The sequence below is a fragment of the Pseudoalteromonas xiamenensis genome (assembly GCF_030994125.1).
GTDB lineage: Bacteria > Pseudomonadota > Gammaproteobacteria > Enterobacterales > Alteromonadaceae > Pseudoalteromonas > Pseudoalteromonas xiamenensis_B.
In genome coordinates this window covers 148,871-168,019 of sequence record NZ_CP099917.1, presented here as the reverse complement: position 1 = coordinate 168,019, position 19,149 = coordinate 148,871, and the positions used below count along the sequence as shown (strand labels likewise).

At 43.2% G+C, this 19,149-nt stretch carries 15 protein-coding genes; 7 read left to right on the top strand and 8 right to left on the bottom strand.

All coding sequences use genetic code 11. The features are described 5' to 3' along the window. Nucleotides 1–134 precede the first annotated feature (134 nt). Nucleotides 135–1,061 (bottom strand): electron transfer flavoprotein subunit alpha/FixB family protein, encoded by a 927-nt coding sequence (locus tag NI389_RS00720; protein ID WP_308361135.1) that lies wholly within the window; start codon nucleotides 1,059–1,061, stop codon nucleotides 135–137. Continuing rightward, nucleotides 1,058–1,810 carry an electron transfer flavoprotein subunit beta/FixA family protein gene (locus NI389_RS00715; protein ID WP_308361134.1) on the bottom strand — a complete coding sequence of 251 codons (753 nt, stop codon included), beginning with the start codon at nucleotides 1,808–1,810 and terminating at the stop codon, nucleotides 1,058–1,060. Before NI389_RS00715 ends, NI389_RS00720 begins: the two co-directional genes overlap by 4 nt. Nucleotides 1,811–2,049: 239 nt before the next feature. Between NI389_RS00715 and NI389_RS00710 the strand changes: the two genes are divergently transcribed. The 4 genes from NI389_RS00710 (at nucleotide 2,050) to NI389_RS00695 (ending at nucleotide 10,767) form a co-directional block, all read left to right on the top strand. Beyond that, complete coding sequence (locus NI389_RS00710) at nucleotides 2,050–3,699, top strand: electron transfer flavoprotein-ubiquinone oxidoreductase (protein WP_308361133.1); 1,650 nt, start codon at nucleotides 2,050–2,052, stop codon at nucleotides 3,697–3,699. 313 nt (nucleotides 3,700–4,012) lie between these two features. After that, nucleotides 4,013–4,501 carry an acyl-CoA thioesterase gene (locus tag NI389_RS00705; protein WP_308361132.1) on the top strand — a complete coding sequence of 163 codons (489 nt, stop codon included), beginning with the start codon at nucleotides 4,013–4,015 and terminating at the stop codon, nucleotides 4,499–4,501. 126 nt (nucleotides 4,502–4,627) lie between these two features. Next, nucleotides 4,628–6,496, top strand: a complete 1,869-nt coding sequence (locus tag NI389_RS00700; RefSeq protein WP_308361131.1) for a methyl-accepting chemotaxis protein — start codon at nucleotides 4,628–4,630, stop codon at nucleotides 6,494–6,496. A gap of 140 nt (nucleotides 6,497–6,636) precedes the next feature. Continuing rightward, entirely contained in the window at nucleotides 6,637–10,767 is a 4,131-nt protein-coding gene (locus NI389_RS00695; RefSeq protein ID WP_308361130.1) for a DEAD/DEAH box helicase, read from the top strand. A gap of 72 nt (nucleotides 10,768–10,839) precedes the next feature. Here NI389_RS00695 and NI389_RS00690 read toward each other — a convergent pair whose 3' ends face one another. Beyond that, nucleotides 10,840–12,081 carry an NADH:flavin oxidoreductase/NADH oxidase family protein gene (locus NI389_RS00690; protein ID WP_308361129.1) on the bottom strand — a complete coding sequence of 414 codons (1,242 nt, stop codon included), beginning with the start codon at nucleotides 12,079–12,081 and terminating at the stop codon, nucleotides 10,840–10,842. Nucleotides 12,082–12,451: 370 nt separating this feature from the next. Then, the gene (locus tag NI389_RS00685; RefSeq protein ID WP_308361128.1) at nucleotides 12,452–12,835 is read right to left on the bottom strand and encodes a DUF1842 domain-containing protein; all 384 of its coding nucleotides are present in this window, start codon (nucleotides 12,833–12,835) and stop codon (nucleotides 12,452–12,454) included. Between the two features lie 134 nt (nucleotides 12,836–12,969). Here NI389_RS00685 and NI389_RS00680 point away from each other — a divergent pair, with 134 nt between their 5' ends. Next, complete coding sequence (locus tag NI389_RS00680) at nucleotides 12,970–13,161, top strand: hypothetical protein (protein WP_308361127.1); 192 nt, start codon at nucleotides 12,970–12,972, stop codon at nucleotides 13,159–13,161. A gap of 408 nt (nucleotides 13,162–13,569) precedes the next feature. On the opposite strand, the gene upp is transcribed toward NI389_RS00680, so the two are convergent. Together upp and trhO are read right to left on the bottom strand one after the other, a co-directional pair. Further along, nucleotides 13,570–14,205, bottom strand: a complete 636-nt coding sequence (upp, locus tag NI389_RS00675; RefSeq protein ID WP_308361126.1) for a uracil phosphoribosyltransferase — start codon at nucleotides 14,203–14,205, stop codon at nucleotides 13,570–13,572. Between the two features lie 111 nt (nucleotides 14,206–14,316). Further along, entirely contained in the window at nucleotides 14,317–15,300 is a 984-nt protein-coding gene (gene trhO / locus NI389_RS00670; RefSeq protein ID WP_308361125.1) for an oxygen-dependent tRNA uridine(34) hydroxylase TrhO, read from the bottom strand. A gap of 198 nt (nucleotides 15,301–15,498) precedes the next feature. On the opposite strand from trhO, the gene NI389_RS00665 reads away from it, so the two are divergent. Both NI389_RS00665 and NI389_RS00660 read left to right on the top strand, forming a co-directional pair. Continuing rightward, on the top strand, nucleotides 15,499–16,833 hold the full coding sequence (locus NI389_RS00665) for a DEAD/DEAH box helicase (protein ID WP_308361124.1): 1,335 nt from the start codon (nucleotides 15,499–15,501) through the stop codon (nucleotides 16,831–16,833). 4 nt (nucleotides 16,834–16,837) lie between these two features. Further along, nucleotides 16,838–17,662: a CvfB family protein gene (locus NI389_RS00660; RefSeq protein WP_308361123.1), complete on the top strand. Its 825-nt coding sequence runs from the start codon at nucleotides 16,838–16,840 to the stop codon at nucleotides 17,660–17,662. Between the two features lie 271 nt (nucleotides 17,663–17,933). Here NI389_RS00660 and NI389_RS00655 read toward each other — a convergent pair whose 3' ends face one another. Together NI389_RS00655 and pyrF are read right to left on the bottom strand one after the other, a co-directional pair. Further along, nucleotides 17,934–18,155, bottom strand: coding sequence for a hypothetical protein (locus tag NI389_RS00655; RefSeq protein WP_308361122.1), 222 nt, complete (start codon nucleotides 18,153–18,155; stop codon nucleotides 17,934–17,936). Nucleotides 18,156–18,435: 280 nt separating this feature from the next. Continuing rightward, entirely contained in the window at nucleotides 18,436–19,140 is a 705-nt protein-coding gene (pyrF, locus tag NI389_RS00650) for an orotidine-5'-phosphate decarboxylase (RefSeq protein ID WP_308361121.1), read from the bottom strand. Nucleotides 19,141–19,149: the final 9 nt, after the last annotated feature.

Sequence of the window (19,149 nt, the reverse complement as noted above, 5' to 3'; positions counted from 1 at the left end):
GTACCACAAGTTTATGCTTTCTGGCGACAAACATCTTCGGTTTATCGCAGATAAAAAGCCTCATATAGTGCTTTTTTAGACATAAAAAAAGCCGCGGCACAAGGCACAACGGCTTTAACAACCAGAATCGTTTCTTATAAAGCTTTTTCTAGCTCTGGTAGTACCTCAAACAAGTCTGCGACTAAACCATAATCAGCAACTTGGAAAATTGGCGCGTCTGGGTCTTTGTTGATTGCAACAATGACTTTGGAGTCTTTCATACCGGCAAGGTGCTGGATAGCGCCACTAATACCAACGGCGATGTAAAGATTCGGTGCTACGATTTTACCCGTTTGACCCACTTGCATGTCGTTTGGTACAAATCCAGCGTCTACAGCAGCACGCGATGCACCAATAGCGGCACCCAGTTTGTCTGCAATCCCTTCCAGAAGGGCGAAGTTTTCACCATTTTGCATCCCGCGACCACCAGAAATCACAACGGGTGCTGCAGTTAGCTCAGGGCGTTCTGATTCAGTTTGTTCGATACTCACAAACTGCGTCATCGTATTATCCACGACAGTACCAACTGCAGAAATCACAGCAGGTGCTTGTGCGCCTTGTAAATCAAATGCACTAGCACGTACGGTGAGTAACTTAACGGACTCATTGCTTTGCACTGTCGCAATCGCATTACCAGCATAAATAGGACGCTTGAAGGTGTTTTCGTCAACAACGGCGATGATTTCCGAAATTTGCGATTTATCAAGCAGTGCAGCAACACGCGGAAGCATATTTTTGCCCGTAGTTGATGCGCTTGCCAAAATATGTGTATAGCCTTCCGCAATACTGAGCACTAACTCTGAAATATTTTCGGCCAGTTGAGCTTCATAAACAGCGTTGTCTGCCACTAAAACGTTTGTTACGCCGGCAATACTCGCTGCGGCTTCAACAATGCTCCCCACATTGTGACCTGCAACCAACACGCTAATATCTGAACCAATTTTACTCGCTGCATTGATTACTTTTGACGTTTCCGCTTTAAGCGCGCCGTTATCATGATCTGCAATAACTAAAATCTTCATGAGATCACCTTCGCTTCATTTTTTAATTTTTCAACCAGTTCAGAAACACTCTCAACCACAATGCCGCCTTGGCGTTTTGCTGGTTCTTCAACTCGTACAAGCGTCACGCGAGGACTTAGGTCAACACCCAATGTATCAGCAGTAATGACGTCCAACGGCTTGCGTTTCGCCTTCATGATATTTGGCAAAGACGCGTAGCGAGGCTCATTTAAGCGTAAATCTGTCGTAACGATCGCAGGCAAGTTCACGGCAACCGTTTGCAGTCCACCATCCACTTCACGAGTGACGACCGCTTTACCACCTTCAACAACAACCTTAGAAGCGAACGTCGCTTGACCTCGTTTGGTCAAAGCTGCCAACATTTGTCCAGTTTGATTATTATCGGCATCGATGGTTTGCTTGCCTAAGATGACCAATTCAGGTGATTCTTGCTCGACTAATTTCGCTAGTAATTTTGCAACATGTAGCGATTCAAGTTTTTGGTCTGTCTCTATTTGAATAGCGCGGTCTGCACCCAAAGCAAGAGCCGTTCTTAGCTGCTCTTGACAGGCTTTATCACCGATAGACACGACCACTACTTCCGTTGCGGTTCCTGCTTCTTTTAAACGTACGGCTTCTTCAACAGCGATTTCACAAAAAGGGTTAATCGCCATTTTTACGTTGCTTAAGTCGACATCACTGTTGTCTGATTTAACGCGCGCCTTGACGTTGTAGTCAATCACTCTTTTGATTGGTACAAGGACTTTCATAGCTGCTCCATTTTCTGGTTATTCTGTTAGATGACAATTACGTTACGTATGCGTCAACCTACTTTATTGATGTTTTCAATCTACTTCCTGTTGACGTAAACGTCAACCTAAAATAACCTTAGCTTAACTTAAATCAAGTAAACTTAGATTTACTAAGATACAATTATGTTACATTTGCACTCAATGCAGATGAAAACAAGAGAATCTGTATCTCCGTCACAGAATTATACGAGGTAGCAATGGTCGAACGTGAAACCATGGAATTTGATGTCGTAATTGTCGGCGCGGGCCCTGCGGGTCTTTCGTGTGCCATTCGACTCGCCCAGCAAGCGCAAGAAAAACAACAAGAACTCATGATTTGCGTCGTCGAAAAAGGTTCTGAGGTCGGTGCTCACATTCTATCAGGCGCGGTGTTTGAAACAACCGCATTAAATGAGCTCATACCAGATTGGCAAACCAAAGGGGCACCAATCACAACCAAAGTCTCTCACGATGAGATCTACCTATTTAAAAACGAAACTAGTGCCAAATTGTTACCAAACTTCGTTGTTCCAAAAACATTTATGAACGAAGGCAACTACATCGTTTCGATGGGGAATGTCTGTCGGTGGCTTGCTGAACAAGCAGAATCGCTCGGCATTGAAATTTTTCCAGGATTCAGCGCACATAGCTTAATCGTCGAAAATAACGAAGTTAAAGGTATCGTGACCGGTGACATGGGCGTAGATAAAGACGGCCAACCAAAAGACAGTTACATGCCAGGAATGGAACTTCGCGCAAAATACACGGTATTTGCAGAGGGCTGCCGCGGTCATTTAGGTAAACAACTGATCAAGACATTTGGATTAGACAAAGATGCCACACCTCAGCACTATGGCATCGGTTTTAAAGAAATATGGCAAATAAGTCCTGAAAAACACCAAGAAGGTTTAGTCGTGCATGGTGCGGGGTGGCCGTTGAGTGAAGGTGCGAGTGGAGGCTCTTTCCTCTACCATGCTGAAAACAATCAAGTCGTAATCGGTCTCATCATTGATTTAAACTATGACAATCCTTATTTAAGCCCATTTGATGAGTTCCAGCGCATGAAACATCACCCTGTTTTTGCAAAGGTGCTTGAGGGCGGCGAACGCGTGTCTTATGGTGCGAGAGCAATCGCTAAAGGCGGTTTTCACTCGCTGCCAAAAATGCACTTCCCTGGTGGTCTCCTTATCGGCTGTGACGCTGGCACACTAAACTTCTCGAAAATTAAGGGCAACCATACAGCGATGAAATCGGGCATGATAGCGGCGGACGCTATCATTGAAGCGCTAAGTTCAGATGCGCCTGCAAGCGACTTGGTTACTTACGCTGAAAAATTCAAATCAAGTTGGGTTTACGATGAGTTGTACAAGTCACGTAACTTCGGTCCAGCACTACACAAATTCGGAAAAATTTTGGGCGGTGCGTACAATATGATCGACCAAAACATCTTTTCTGGAAGCTTGCCATTTACTATCAAGGATGAAGTCCCTGATCATGCGCAAATGAAGCTAAAGTCTGAATGCACACCGATTGATTACCCTAAACCGGATGGCAAACTCAGCTTTGACAAGTTGTCATCTGTATTTCTTTCAAATACTAACCACGAAGAATCGCAACCATGTCACTTACAGTTGGCTGATTCGTCTATACCAATTAGTGTAAACCTAGCGAAATACGCTGAACCTGCCCAGCGATACTGCCCTGCTGGAGTTTATGAAGTCGCGAAAAGTGAAGATGGTCAGGATACGTTTGTGATTAATGCGCAAAATTGTATTCACTGTAAAACGTGTGATATCAAAGACCCAAGTCAGAACATCACCTGGATTACTCCAGAGGGTGCTGGTGGTCCTAATTATCCGAATATGTAATGTGTTCAACGAATTAATGCGTTCAAATATGCAATTCATACGCGCTATTTAACAACGTAATTCGATAAAAGTATCCAAACCCAAATTGCAAGGGGCCCATCCGGCCCCTTTTTAATTTCAATCGCGCTGATTCATCAAAGTGACCGACTGCATTAAGAGGTATTCTCTTGCCATTTAATCTATTTAGCACTCACTCCATTCAGCCACTAATAAATATCAACGCATTGAGAATTAACAAAAATTAGTCAAAATCCTGCGGTCATGATACAAATTGTGTCTATACTAGTACTAATTAGCCGTGCAGGAGGCTTTTATGCCGCAACATCAACTCACTTTCCGATTTCTAGCAGAACCTACGGACGTCAATTTTGGCGGCAAAGTCCACGGTGGTGTGGTAATGAAATGGATAGATCAAGCAGGATACGCCTGCGCTGCAGGTTGGAGCGGAAGCTATTGCGTTACCGTGTCCGTGGCGGGAGTACGATTTCATCGTCCTATTCTTGTCGGTCAGATTGTAGAAGTCAGCGCACAAATCGCGCATACCGGAAAAACCAGTATGCAAATCTTCATACGCGTCCGTTGTGGCGATCCCAAAAAGCAACAACTCGTTGAGACAAATCATTGTGTTATCAGTTTTATTGCAATGGATCAGGCTGGTTATCCCGTTGAAGTACCTAAGTTTGTCCCAAAGACAGAAGAAGAAAAACGTTTAGAATTGTACGCTATCAAAATGAAAGACATCGCGATTGAAACAGAAACACTTCTGCAAAATACCGTTGTCCCCAATTCTGAGGAAGAGTAGCACAATGAATAGCCCACGTTTTAAGCTAGGCTGTTCACATTTGTAATAGCAATACAACGTTAAAAATTTGCAACTTTTTAAAATTCCCTTAACGTTAATATTTCAGGCGTGTTTAGGAGAAGTTCGGTGAAGTTTAAACACAAGATTGTATTACTGTCCTCTATCGTACTTGTGATAGCGCTCGGTACACTTTCGATCAAACAATATTTTCTGCTTGAAGATAACCTAAAAAGACAAGTTGATCACAGTGTCGATGAAATCATCCAAGGCATTAGCAACACGGTCACCGCTCAAATGCAAGGCAGTTTGGATTTGGCGGAACTGACGACCGGTCTCGTTGCGAATACGAATTCGTTGGAAGAAGCCTTCCCTATTTTGTCACAGCCAAAGCTGACGTCGACTTTCCTGCTTATTGGATACGGCCAAGAGAGCACAGGGAAATACGTAGCCAGTGATCCGTCTTGGGATCCAGGACCAACATGGGATCCTCGAAAGCGCCCTTGGTACACCGATGCAAAAAACGCAAACAAATCGATTGTAACGGCACCTTACGCTGATGCCGTCACGAAAGAGATTTTGGTGTCTATAGGCGTTCCTGTTAAAAAGTCAGGCTCTTTTGGTGGCGCAATTTTCTTTGACGTAAGTTTGGCCAAATTGAGCGAAATGATTAATGCATTCCGCCTGTTTAACGCAGGCTATGCGTTTATGGTAAGCAACAACGGCAGCATTATTTCTCACCCCGACGCCAAACTAAACGGCAAAGACATGAAGTCATTTTTGCCTGCGGTATCAACACAAAACGGCGCTCAAACAATTCAAATTGATGGAAAAGACAAAATATTGGTGTTCCAGTCTGTGAAAGGCATGGATTGGAAAATCGGTGTATTGCTCGACAAAGACATTGTCTTTTCAGCCGTTGCCGAAATGCGTAACGATTCGATTATTCTTACGCTCATCGCATTGGCTGCGAGTATCGGTATTTTGCTTTTCTTTGTGAATTCCTTACTTCGCCCGCTCGAAGAAATAAACTTTGCCATGGCAAACATCGCCAAAGGTAATGCCGATCTTACGGTCCGTTTAACAGCACCTGACGAGCCTGAATTCAAAGCAATGGCCGAGAACTTCAATGCATTTACCGAGCGTTTGCAAAACTTAATCGGTGAAATTCAGCGCCTTGGTCGTGATATTTTAAAAGACGCAAAACAGACATCCCGTGAAGCGCGAAAATCACGTGAAGCGATAGACAAACAGCTCCAGGCACTTGATACGCTGACCAATGCGACGGAGCATCTCTCCGAAACGGAGAAACAGGTCGCAGCCACGGCACAAGACGCAGCAAAGGCAATTCAAGAAACAGACGCCACTGCGGTTAGTGGGCAACGCGTCGTCGCAGAGACCACCAGCACGGTAGCGCACTTATCAACGCAAATTGCTGAGGCGGTTAACGTCGTGACAGAATTGGAAGTCTCCTCAAGTGGAATAGAACAAATCTTGTCTGTAATTAATGGTATTGCGGAACAAACCAACTTACTTGCGCTCAACGCTGCTATTGAAGCCGCTCGGGCAGGTGAATCTGGGCGAGGTTTCGCGGTTGTTGCCGACGAAGTTAGAACGCTTGCGCAGCGTACTCAGGAAGCCACCACTGAAATCAAAGCTATGATAGATCAGCTACAAGCTGGAGCCGTGAGTGCCGTTCAGGTGATGAAATTAAGTCAACAAGTTGTAGAGAAAACCGTGGGCAAGGCAGATGAAACCAAAGGCGTACTTGAACAGATGCGCGCTGCTATCGCAAATATTGTTCATTTAAACGTTGAAATTGCGAATATGCTTAACCAACAGGGCCACATTGTTGAAAACGTCAATGCGAATGCCGCCGATATTCGTGGTATATCAGAGACAGTCTATCGTGACTCACAAACAGTCGATAGTACGATGCATTCACAAGTTGACAAAATTGCCCATCAAGAAGACATGCTTGAGCAATTCAAAGTATAGTCTACTGCAGAAGGTGAAGGGTCAGCAGCGTCTTATGACGAAACGAACTGGCTTTTCACCTCTTTCAAACGTTTTTTAAATTTGCGCCAATTACTATTTGTTGGTACTTTTCCTGTCGCCCACGTAACTTTGCCACGACTATGTTTTTTAACGAATTTGACCGAGAAAAACTTGAGCAGCAACAACGCTGTATAGAAGACCTTGAAGCCCTCACCTTACTGCAAATTGTGGTTTTAGTTGTTGAACCGATAAAGCAGACCCAGCTAGTTAAGTTAATTGAGTATTTTATTGAGGCTGGCTTCACGAGCTGCTCAACTGCAGAACCGTTAATCCAAAAAAAATCAACGTTGATTGAATACGCGTGTATCCGTGTGACTGAAAATGGCATTGAAGCGCAAGCTCACGCGGCGAATCTGGCTGTAAATCAGTTAAGCGACGTACAATTGCGAAGACTTAAACTCGTCATAGAGGATGCTGAACAGGATTACGTGATAAGCAAAAGCGACAAACGACAGGCTTATTTCGCACTTTTACTCGAAGATACGACCCAATACGGCGCTTATTTTCCAACGTCAAAAGATCCCCAGCTCATCCCTTCAGCGTACCTTTGTACATTACATGCTCGGTATTTTGCCCCTTTTTCTGTCGACACATTTTTAACACTCCCCAACTATTTGCAATATCAAGCATTTGCTGCTGCTTTTAAGGTTCGCGTTCAAAATGGGTTATCGATACACCCAACCTGTAAACAACTCGGTCTTGCACTCCAAAAAAATGCCAATAATACCCCGCTACGCTTGTTACACGCTGAATTAAGTTTGTACCAAGCACAAATCGAACAGTTCAAATGCGTGCAAGATACGTTGGGAAAGACTTCATGGTCACATCAGCTCCAAGGCATGTATCGTTTCATCATTGGCGATTTTGAAAGTGCATTTTTGCAATTTGAACAAGCTCTTACGGCAAAGCAAAAGTACAGTCGGAAGAAATATTCATTTTTTGATGAAATCCCTGCGCTTTGTTACTTGCTAACCCTTATCGCGCTTAAAGATAAGCCCGAGTACGACAGTTTGTCTCTACTCTTTGCATTTGTGGAAAGTCTTCGCCAAAACCGTACTCAATGCTCCAATTTTTTATACACTGGACTTCTCCTTGAAGCCATAGCTAAATACATACAAAATGACGCCGTTTTTGACGCCACGAAAATCGACATTCAACATTTAAGCAAGCAAGACCCTTTTTACAGTTTGCTGTTGAAATGGGCTGCACAACTTGGTGTCGCTTGGACTGATTCAACAGCAAATCTTAATTTTGTTACGTTAAAGCAACTCGCGGCACAATTTGATTCTCTGGGGTTTCCTTTATTAGCCAATTGGTGTCAAACGCACGTAAAAAACCCCTCAACGGTAACACCACTCAATCTCGTGGCAGTAAAACCCAGCTGGGAACAAGCGCTAGACAAATTAGTCGCGCTCAATACCAATCCAGTTGAATTCACTCCAGTATCCCAGGCTGATAAACGCGTCCTGTGGAAACTCCATAAAACACGCTACGCTGTACGTATTACAGCACATGAACAGATTCAGCAGGAGAGCAGTTGGATAACGGGCAACGAAATTCCCCTCTCGAAGCTAAAAGACGCACCGCATGCCTTTCGTTATTTGTCACCTCGAGATAAACAAGTATGCGCTAAGATACAGCGTGTAGCGGCATCTCGTTACACAGAGCCGTACCTCCTTGAAGGTTTAAAAGCGCTCAAACAACTCGTTGGGGCACAAAACGTGCTGCTTGTAGAGCATCAACAAGAGTATTTCTCGTTAGTCGAGAAAGCCCCCGTCCTTGTCGTTAACGAACAAGCGGAAACAATTACCCTTCAAGTACATCCTCTTCCAGAATTCAATTTCGCAGGTGAAGCTTATAGCGTGTTGTGCGACCAAACCATCGAATTGGTTATTTTTGAACCGCAACATATAGCGATTGTAGACATTGTCAGTGAACAAGGTTTGTCTATTCCACGGATTCATAAAAACAAAATACTAGACACAATTAAAGCCATATCGCCTCTACTCAGTATTGAGTCGAATTTACCTGACATTCAATCGACTGAAACGGCAGTCAAAGCCCGTAATGACTTGGTAATAAACATAAAACCATATCGACATGGGTTAAGTTTTCAATGTGTTGTAATGCCTTTTGGTGAAAATGGACCGAGCTATGTTCCGGGGATTGGTTCAGAATTTATTACGGCCAAAATACACAACGAACGGCTATCCACAACCCGTGACCTGCTCTTTGAGCAAACGCTCCTTGATACCTTGGATTCGATTTGCCCCGCATTTCAAACCATGGCAGCAAACACCCTTAATCTACCGGAATTATCAGACGCCTTGTCCGTACTTGAGGTTTTGGAAACGGAAATTAGAGAAACGAATGACCACACCATTCGATTGCAGTGGCAAAAAGGGAAATCCCTTAGCGTCTCTACACCATTGCAAACGCATCAGCTGCAACTTGGTCTGTACCAGAAAAATGAGTGGTTTGACCTAACGGGCGAGCTGCAAATTGATGAAAAAACAGTTATCGCAATAAAGCCTTTACTCGGTTTAGTGAATACGCACCAAGGACGATTTATTCCGCTTGAAAACGGTGAAATATTAAATTTGTCACAAGCACTCCGCGATAAATTGGATGAACTAAATCTGCTCACCGACGAAGGGCATTTTTCAGAATTTGCAGCAAGACTCGTCTATGACTCCACCACCGGTCTTCGAATGCAAACAGTACCGGGTTGGGATGCGCTCAAAAGCAAGTTGCATGAATCGAACGAATTAGAATTGGCAATTGCGCACAATTTACAAGCATCGTTACGTCCATATCAAGTGGAAGGCGTATTCTGGGCGCTCAGATTGGCCCATTGGGGTGCAGGAGCCTGTCTTGCGGATGACATGGGACTTGGCAAAACACTACAAGCGATTGCCGTTTTGCTCGCTCGAGCAAGCGAAGGACCAAGTTTAATCATCGCACCAACATCCGTATGTTATAACTGGCAGCACGAGTTAGTCCGATTTGCCCCTTCTTTGAACGTAATAATTTTAAGCCAGACAAGCACTGGCGAAGATAGAACGTCACTTTTAGCAAATCTTCAACCATTTGATTGTGTTGTCGTCAGCTACAGCCTACTTCAACGTTTGGCAGATGAATTAAAACGCATTCGCTGGTCAACCACTGTAGCGGATGAAGCTCAGTTCCTTAAAAATCCGCTTTCGAGTCGTTCGAAAGCGGCTTACACGCTTAAATCTGGCTTTAAAATGGCGTTAACTGGCACACCAATTGAAAATAATCTTACGGAGCTTTGGAGCATTTTCCGCTTTGTTAATCCGGGTTTGCTAGGCAATCTCAAACGTTTCAGCGCTCGCTTTACGATACCAATTGAACGTAAGGAGGACGATCCCGTCGCGGCCAAAAAGGCCAATGCAGGACTAAAAGCCCTCCTAAGTCCATTTTTATTGAGAAGAACAAAAGAGGAAGTCTTAAAAGATTTACCAGATAAAACAGAAATTGACTTGCCTGTTGTCCTGTCTAGCGAAGAGATGGCGTTTTATGAATCATTGCGCCAAAATGCAGTAGACGAGCTAACAAAAACCGCGTTAGTGCAAAATCCTGGCGAGCAAAGATTGCGTATGCTCGCCGAACTCGTCAAACTTCGTCAGGCGTGCTGTGACGCTCGTTTACTTATCGAACAAAGCACCTTACCAAACAGTAAGATGACCACGCTCTTGTCTCTTATGCAATCGCTTCGTGAAAACAACCACAAGGTACTTATCTTCAGCCAGTTTGTGGGCTTTTTAACGTTAATTAGAAAGGCTTTTGATGAGCACAACATCCCTTATCAATATCTGGATGGCGGCACACCGACAGAAGCGAGACAAAACCGTATCGCTGCGTTTCAGCAAGGTGAAGGGGATGCATTTTTGATAAGCCTCAAAGCGGGTGGTTTCGGGCTGAATCTTACGCAAGCCGATTATGTTATTCATATGGATCCGTGGTGGAACCCAGCAGTGCAAGATCAAGCTACCGACCGAGTGCACCGGATAGGTCAAACCAAGCCGGTCACCGTATATAGATTGTTTGCCCAACATACCGTTGAAGAACGTATTCTAGAATTACATGAAAAGAAACGAGCACTTGCAACACATTTGTTGGCTGACACCGACATGGTGCAACCCACAGACGTGAATGAAGTGCTTACCATGCTAAAAGAAGTGTTCTAACTGAACAAATCTATTGGCCGATATATTGTCAACCGTTTCCTTCACTTAGTCATGGCACTTGTCATGACTAAGCTACTGATTGTTGCGCCTGTTTTCACCCATTACTTTACGGTACAGCTTAGCTCGTTGTCTATCTCGCAACTGTTGTTTAATTAGTGCCCACAGCGGATGAACATTGGGCTGGACAGCCCGTAGCTTGCTCAGTTGATTCAATTGATATTTGACCCGAGCCATGTTGGCAAGTGAAGCCATAACTTTATTCTTCCAAGTAATATTTGGGAGATTCGGTGTAACCATGTCACCTTGCTGCCATTTGTTTGGCAAGTTAGGTTCAAGGGCCAAAGCCGTCGCGAGACCAACCAAGTCAATGTTGCTCTCGAGTACGTGATCCGCAACCGGCTTTCGTTTTATACCACCCGTTACCATCAGTGGCATATTTGCAACGAGCCTGATTTGTTTCGCAAACTCAAGGAAATATGCTTCTCGCGCAAGGCTTTGTCCATCTCGGGACTGTCCTTGCATGACTGGAGCTTCGTAGCTACCACCTGACAATTCGACTAAATCGACATTTAGGTCATTTAACCATTTTACGACTTGCTTCGCGTCTTCGGTTGTAAATCCCCCTCGTTGAAAATCCGCTGAGTTTAGCTTTACCGCAACCGCAAAACTAGGCCCTACTTTCGCTCTCACTTGCTTTACAACTTCAATTAATAGTCGCGCTCGATTAGCAAGATCACCACCCCATTTATCTTGTCGCTGATTCGTTTTAGGAGATAGAAACTGGCTAAGTAGATAACCATGCGCAGCATGAATCTCTACTCCGTCGAAACCCGCTTGCTGTGCCAATTTGGCCGTTTGAACAAATCGCGAAAGCACATCTTGTATGTCAGCTTCTGTCATTTCATAAGGGACACCAAAATGCTTTGACAGCTTTCCTAAATCCATCTCGATAGCAGAGGGAGCAAATGTTTTTTGCCCAAGGCTTGCTGGCATTTGTCGACCAGGGTGGTTAATCTGCAACCAGAACTGTGCGCCGTTGGACTTCCCGATTTTTGCCCAAATCTTAAATTTTTCTAGTTGCTTTTCGCTGTCTAGTACTACACCAGCAGGGCCCGTCATCGCCCTTTTATCAATCATGACATTGCCTGAAATGATTAATCCACTGCCCCCTTCAGCCCAAGCCCCATATAGATTAAACAATTCATTCGAAGGCAGATTATTTTCATCAGCTAAGTTTTCTTCCATTGCAGCTTTTGCAATACGATTTTTAATTAAAGTACCATTTGGTAACGTAAAAGGTGTAAACAGCATCATAGCGTTCTCCAAACATTCATTAACGCTACAATAAGCTTAATGATAACTTTAAGGTCAACCTATTTTTACAATAGGCGTTAACTGTAAAGTGAGGGACATTGGTCCAGAAAATGAAGCTTCATGTCTACTAGGTTTTTGTATCGTCTCAATCACCTTGTGGGCTAATTTTTCGTGGTTTCATATTACACATTGTGCTTCAAATACAGATTAAATCGGACCCCACCAAGGATTTGTAATAAATAATGAAGAAAACTCAGAGTTAATTTAGGCTCTAAAAAAACGTCGATTCGACAACTTTGTTGCGGCTCTCGAAACTGAAACACTGATAAAAAGTAAAAGTGAGGTGTCACCACCTCACCTTCATTGTCGATTAGTCTGCCATACTCACTTGGCATTGATATGTATTGTCACCAACTGAGAAGCTACCTTGACCATTCCATTCGTTATCCACTGCAAAACTTGCGGTAAATGGCGCAAGGTAACTGCCAATAGCTGGTGGAGGAAAAGAAACAACGGCCTGTCCCGTTACGGCAGCTACTTTTGTAACACCATTTAAGCCTGTTGCATGCATATGACCCGATGCGCTTGATGTAAATGTTGGAGAGTGTTGTGTACCCTCTTGAATCGCACCATTTGCGCGACCGTTTAATGAACCAGTCACAGGATCTACTGCTAACTGAAGTACCATAGACCCACTACCTACTAGACCTGTTTTATATTCCAGTTTGACGAGATATAGGCTTTCTGTAGACATTTTAATCATCCTTTAAACTTTGCTGAAATCAGGGAAGTGAGTTAATCGGATTTTAGTCAAAGCGATTTTTCTCACTTTTTTCTGTTATTCGCCACAATCGTGATTATCTATGCGGCGAACAAAGCAAAGATTAGGTGACAAAATTACATTCACCCATTACAGCCTATTACATCGGGTTTACTGTATTCGAAGGTTCAAAAACGATAAGAAATAAAGTCACTATTACCAAGATCTTAGCTGAAGTTCACGCCTTCCAAAATAGCGAACAAAGTTCATTGCTATACGCTCAACCTACAGGTTTTTCTGAAGGAATGAGTATGTTTTGAGCTGTGTAATAGAATCGCTGACATCTTGAGGAGGAATTTAAAGTTCTTTACTGCTCACTGACATGGACGATGTATAACCTCATCAAACATCAACCTGTCGAAATTCTCAAGTAAAAACCCCTGATTGATTAGTTGAGTCATAGTTAACAAGTAATCATACTACGCGAATGTTCGTAAACGTATCACTGAGTTATTGCGGATAAAGGATGTTGATGGTTTTATCGTGATGGACTCGCGACCAAGTTCTGATAGTGTCAGTGCGACAGACAAGGTTGATGTTATTTTTGGATTCGTATGCCGTTTATTTATAAATTGTGTTTAACAATTTAAACGCGTTTATCGGCTAGTGAGCACCTTGACGGGAACCACCAAAGGTGGCGATGAAACTCACCACCTTTGTCAGCATGACTAACGAATGACTGTACCAAATATTTTGTCGCCAGCATCCCCTAAGCCAGGCACGATATAGCCTTTTTCATTAAGATGGCTATCAAGTGCCGCTGTGTAAATATCAACATCAGGGTGCGCTTTCAATGTGGCTTCAACTCCTTCTGGCGCTGCAACCAACACGATTGCTTTAATGTGCGTACAACCTGCTTTTTTCAGCATATCTATTGTCGCTATCATCGACCCTCCTGTCGCGAGCATCGGGTCAACCACTAAGCTAAGGCGCGCTTCTATATTGCCAACCAATTTTTCAAAATACGGGATCGGTTCGAGCGTTTCTTCATTCCTTTCAAGCCCTACAACGCTTACTTTTGCCGCAGGAATAAGGCTCAATACACCATCTAACATGCCAAGGCCTGCTCGAAGAATCGGCACAACGGTAATTTTCTTACCTTTAATGTGGTTAACATCGATTTGAGTGCCTTCCCAGCCTGTTATTTGCATAGTTTCAAGAGGAAGGTCCTTGGTTGCCTCATAAGTCAGCAAAGTGCCAACTTCTGCTACAATTTCGCGAAAACTCTTTGTACTTATCCCCTGCTCGCGAAGAAGCGCGACTTTATGCTGCACAAGCGGATGAGAAACGATCTGAAGTGCCATGATAGATCCTTGTTGTCATTCAATTTTCGATATTGTAGCGTGTAAAAATGAAAAAAGCCCTTTACGGGCTTTCTAATTCAAAATTAATTACGACACGTAAAAGTCTCGTCCTTATTTGCGACCGCGCTGTGCTTCTTTTTGCGCTATCTTTTGTTCACGACGCTCTTGAAGTGCTTGTTGCGCATCATGACCTATGTGTCCTTCACCTCGTTTTTCAGCAAGTTTGATTTGCTTTTGACGTTCAGCGAAACGAGCGCGTTGCTCTTCCGTCACTTCCTCATGACAATGGTGACAAGAGATTCCTTCTTCGTACTCAGGACGTAATTTATCTTCTTCTGTGATTGGCAAACGACAACCGTGACATTGGTCGTAAGACCCTTTCTCTAAATCATGATTAACTGCCACACGGTTATCGAAAACAAAGCATTCGCCTTCCCACATGGTTTCTTCTTTCGGTACTTCTTCGAGGTATTTCAGAATACCGCCTTCTAAGTGGTAAACCTCATCGAAACCCTGCTCTTTCATGTAGGCAGTAGACTTTTCACAGCGGATCCCACCTGTACAGAACATCGCAACTTTTTTATGTTTGCTTGGGTCTAAATTTTCTTTTGCCCACTGTGGAAATTCACGGAAGGTTTTTGTTTTTGGATCAATCGCGTTTTTAAACGTACCGATCTCGATTTCATAGTCGTTGCGTGTATCAACAAGGACGACTTCAGGATCCGAAATCAGGGCATTCCAATCTTGTGGTTTTACGTATGTTCCAACTACGTTTAACGGATCAATACCTTCAACGCCAAGCGTCACAATTTCTTTTTTCAACTTCACTTTTGTACGGTAAAACGGGCATTCGTCATCAAATGATTCTTTGAAGACGATGTTATCAAGACCCGGTTGGCTATTTAACCAAGCCAATAATGTGTCAATACCTTCACGTTTTCCGGCAACTGTACCGTTTATACCTTCAGAGGCAAGGAGTAATGTTCCACGCACTTCATTTTGTTCCATCACAGTTTGAAGTGGTTCACGGATTTCTTTGAAATTTGGCAGTGACACAAATTTGTACATTGCGCACACAACAAAAGGAGCAGACATAGTATTTCCTATAATTAAGCTTACTTGCCTGTGTTTAAGCACGACACAGACACAAATACCGAATCGCAAATCCGGCGCCAAGCGCGCATTATACTTGGCTTTTCAATTATTACAAAAATACATTAATCCGCTTTGGGCATTTAGCTTGATTTGCTATAATGATGTGTTTTTAGAATTTTGATTTCTTGGAGTATTCCTTTGCTTTTTACCGAATTAGGCATTGATAGCCGTCTTGCCAAGCAGCTTTCTCATCAAGGTATTGTCGAGCCAACTGAAATTCAGTCGCTTGCGATCCCAACTGCACTTGCAGGACATGACCTTTTTGCGCAGTCAAAAACTGGTTCGGGTAAAACACTCGCTTTTCTACTTCCTGCAGTTCAGCGAGTGATCAAACAAAGAGCTCTGAGTAAGCGCGACCCACGTGTACTTATCGTAACGCCGACTCGCGAGCTTGCGAACCAAGTATATACTCAGTGTCGATTGCTTATCGCCAGTCACACGCTTAGTGTGGTGAAAATTCTTGGTGGTGAAAACTTCAATGATCAAGTCAAGGCGTTAAACAAAGACCCACATTTTGTAATTGGCACGCCTGGGCGCATCGCGGATCACATCGGTCAGCGCTCTATGCAGTTACAAGGCCTAGAGATGCTCGTTTTTGATGAAGCAGACCGAATGCTGGATTTAGGTTTTAAAGAGCAACTGGACGTAATCAACGATGCCGCAAATCACCGTTTGCGCCAAACGTTACTTTTCTCTGCAACGCTAGACCACGCAGAAGTAAATGCAACATCACGCAATTTGTTGAAATCACCGAAAACAATCATGCTTAGTGATGCTCATGAAAAGCATGAAGACATTACACAAAAACTGTATTTAGCCGACCATTTAGATCACAAACACGATTTACTTTTTCACTTTATGAATTCGGAAAAAGTCGGTCAATGTATTATTTTTACGGCGACACGTGCTGATACCGCGCGACTTAGCGACATGCTCATTGAAAAAGGATTAAAAGCGACGGCGCTTGCAGGCGATATGCCTCAGAATAAACGTCTAGAAATTATGGACGCTTTTAGTCGTGGACTTTACAAGGTCCTTGTCACAACCGACGTCGCTTCACGCGGATTAGATTTATTGTCGGTCACTCACGTAATCAATTTCGATTTACCGAAACACGCAGAGGAATACGTGCATCGCATTGGACGTACAGGTCGAGCGGGGTTTAAAGGTACCGCTATTTCTCTTGTTGGTCCAAAAGATTGGAAGAGCTATCTTGCGATTCAATCTTACCTAAAAGACGGGCTTACGTTTGATTCCGTTGAAGGGTTAGAAGGCAAATTTAAAGGGTTTAGGGAGCAAAAACCAAAAGCGCCTAGCAAACCAAAAGTAGCTAAAACGACAGCAAAACCAAGTGGTAAAGCAGCGAGTAAAACGCGTAAACCAAAAACGCCTAGAAAACCGATTGCAGCACCTTTTGATGTCGATGGTGCAGCACCACTTCGCCGCAAACCTAAGCCAAACATAGAGGAATAAGTCCATGTTGGGACAAATTGAGTTATTAACAATAGAAGAAATCAATGCTGAAGGTGCTTACCTCAACGGCGGGCAATTAGGCGATGTTTTTTTACCAAAAGCAGAATTAGCGGAACACCTTGAAGCAGGGGATCCGGTGCAAGTGTTTATCTATCTAGATAACGCAGGCCACCCTACTGCAACGACTAAAAAGCCTATTGCTAAAGTAGGTGAATTTGCACTGCTTCGCGTAAAAGAGATTACTACAGTTGGTGCGTTCATGGACAATGGCATTGCAAAAGATATTCTGGCACCGTACAACGAACAAAAGCCTAAGATGCAAGATGGCCACAGTTATCTTGTGAGAATATACCTCGACAATGCGTCACAGCGTATTTGTGCATCAAGTAATTTGAAAAAATTTGTCGATAAAACACCACCTAATTATCAAAAATCTCAGCAAGTAGAGCTTATCGTTGCAGGGAAAACAGACATTGGCTATAAGGTGATTGTCAATGAAAGTCACTTTGGTGTGGTGTTCTTTAGCGATGTGTTTCAGCGCATGTATGTTGGTCAACGTCTTCCAGGTTTTATTAAAAACGTCCGTGAAGACGGTAAGCTAGATATTACGCTTGAAAAACCAGGCATGGCAAAAATCGATGATTTAGGTGAAAAGATTTTACAAGCTTTAAAGGCGAATGGCGGGAAACTTCCACTAGGTGATAAAAGTGACCCTGAACTCATTAAAAAGCAGTTCCAAACGAGTAAAGCAAACTTCAAAAAGGCGATTGGAGGTTTGTTTAAACAAGGCCTTATCGATTTACAAGCCACCTCAATATCTTTGAAATAAAGAAAAACGCCGCGAAATCGCGGCGTTTTTCTTTCTGTTATCTTAGCAATTACGCCATCTATGTCTTACTTTTTTGCGTACAGCGCACCAATAACGCGTATCCCAATTAACCACCAAAGCAAGCTCATTAAAGTATGATGAAGTAACAGAGTATCACTAAATAGACTCAAGTTTTCTCTCCCTCATCACCGAAGTGAATCCCGAACAAGTTATAAGGGATATCGATATTAGCAGCCATCAATAAGCCGATTATTATGAGTCCGAACAGGGTTTACTCAAGTCCAAGTCGCACTGCCCCTATAAACCTTGCATGGGTTGAATTCTCGATTGTCTTACGTACTTTTGAGTTGAGAAAGAGGTAATTAAACACTAAACGACAGACCATCAACGTTAACACAATCATTGCGAGCAATGCATGGTCCGAAACTGATTCATGTCGGTGTAATACTTGATCTTTAAGTCGATAATCCGTTCCTAGGATTTGAGCATTCATATTCAATACCTTAACAATCACTAAAAATGCACCAGCCCAATGTAGCAATCTATCTACAAGCTAACTCTTGTTCATTCCAATTCCCTTGATACAAATAAAATATTCTTTCCAGTTTGTTCGAATTAATTTTAGTTCAGTTACTTCTGAATATTCGAGAATAGAAATGTAGATTAATATGAAGGTAAACGCGCTGAAAGGCACTAATTTGAGTGTAATTTCGAGGAATTTAATTTGACGGCGGTATAAGTTCGCACTATCTAGTGCGAACTTAACTAATTGATTAAATTAACGATTCATTAATTGACTTAAGTGTTGCAACAGGATCTGATGCTTGAGTAATTGGGCGACCAATTACTAAGTAATCGCTACCTGCTTCAACAGCCAATTTGGGCGTCATTATGCGTTTTTGGTCTCCAGCATCTGCACCCGCAGGACGAATTCCCGGTGTAACCAATTTGAAATCGGCACCCAATTCCGCTTTTAATGAAGCCGCTTCTTGGGCAGAACAAACCACACCATCTAGACCCGCTTCTTTCGTCAATTTTGCTAAATACATCACTTGCTCAGCGGGTGACTTTTCAACACCTAGTCGCTTAAGCTGGGCTTCGTCCATACTAGTAAGTACTGTCACAGCAATAAGAAGTGGCGCTTTTTCTCCATAACTTTCTAATGCAGCTTTCGCTTTTTGCATCATTTCTAAGCCACCTGATGCATGGACGTTAACCATCCACACTCCCAGTTCAGCAGCGGCCGTTACTGCTTTAGCAACCGTATTTGGAATATCGTGGAATTTCAAATCAAGGAAGACATCAAACCCCATCGAAACAAGTTGTTTTACAAACTCTGGGCCAAAGTAGGTGAACATTTCTTTTCCTACTTTTAAGCGACAAGTGTCAGGAGATAGTTGCTTAACAAAATCCAGTGCTGCTTCTTGGTTGTCATAATCAAGGGCAATCACTACTTTTTTATTTAGATCTGATGACATGGTATACCT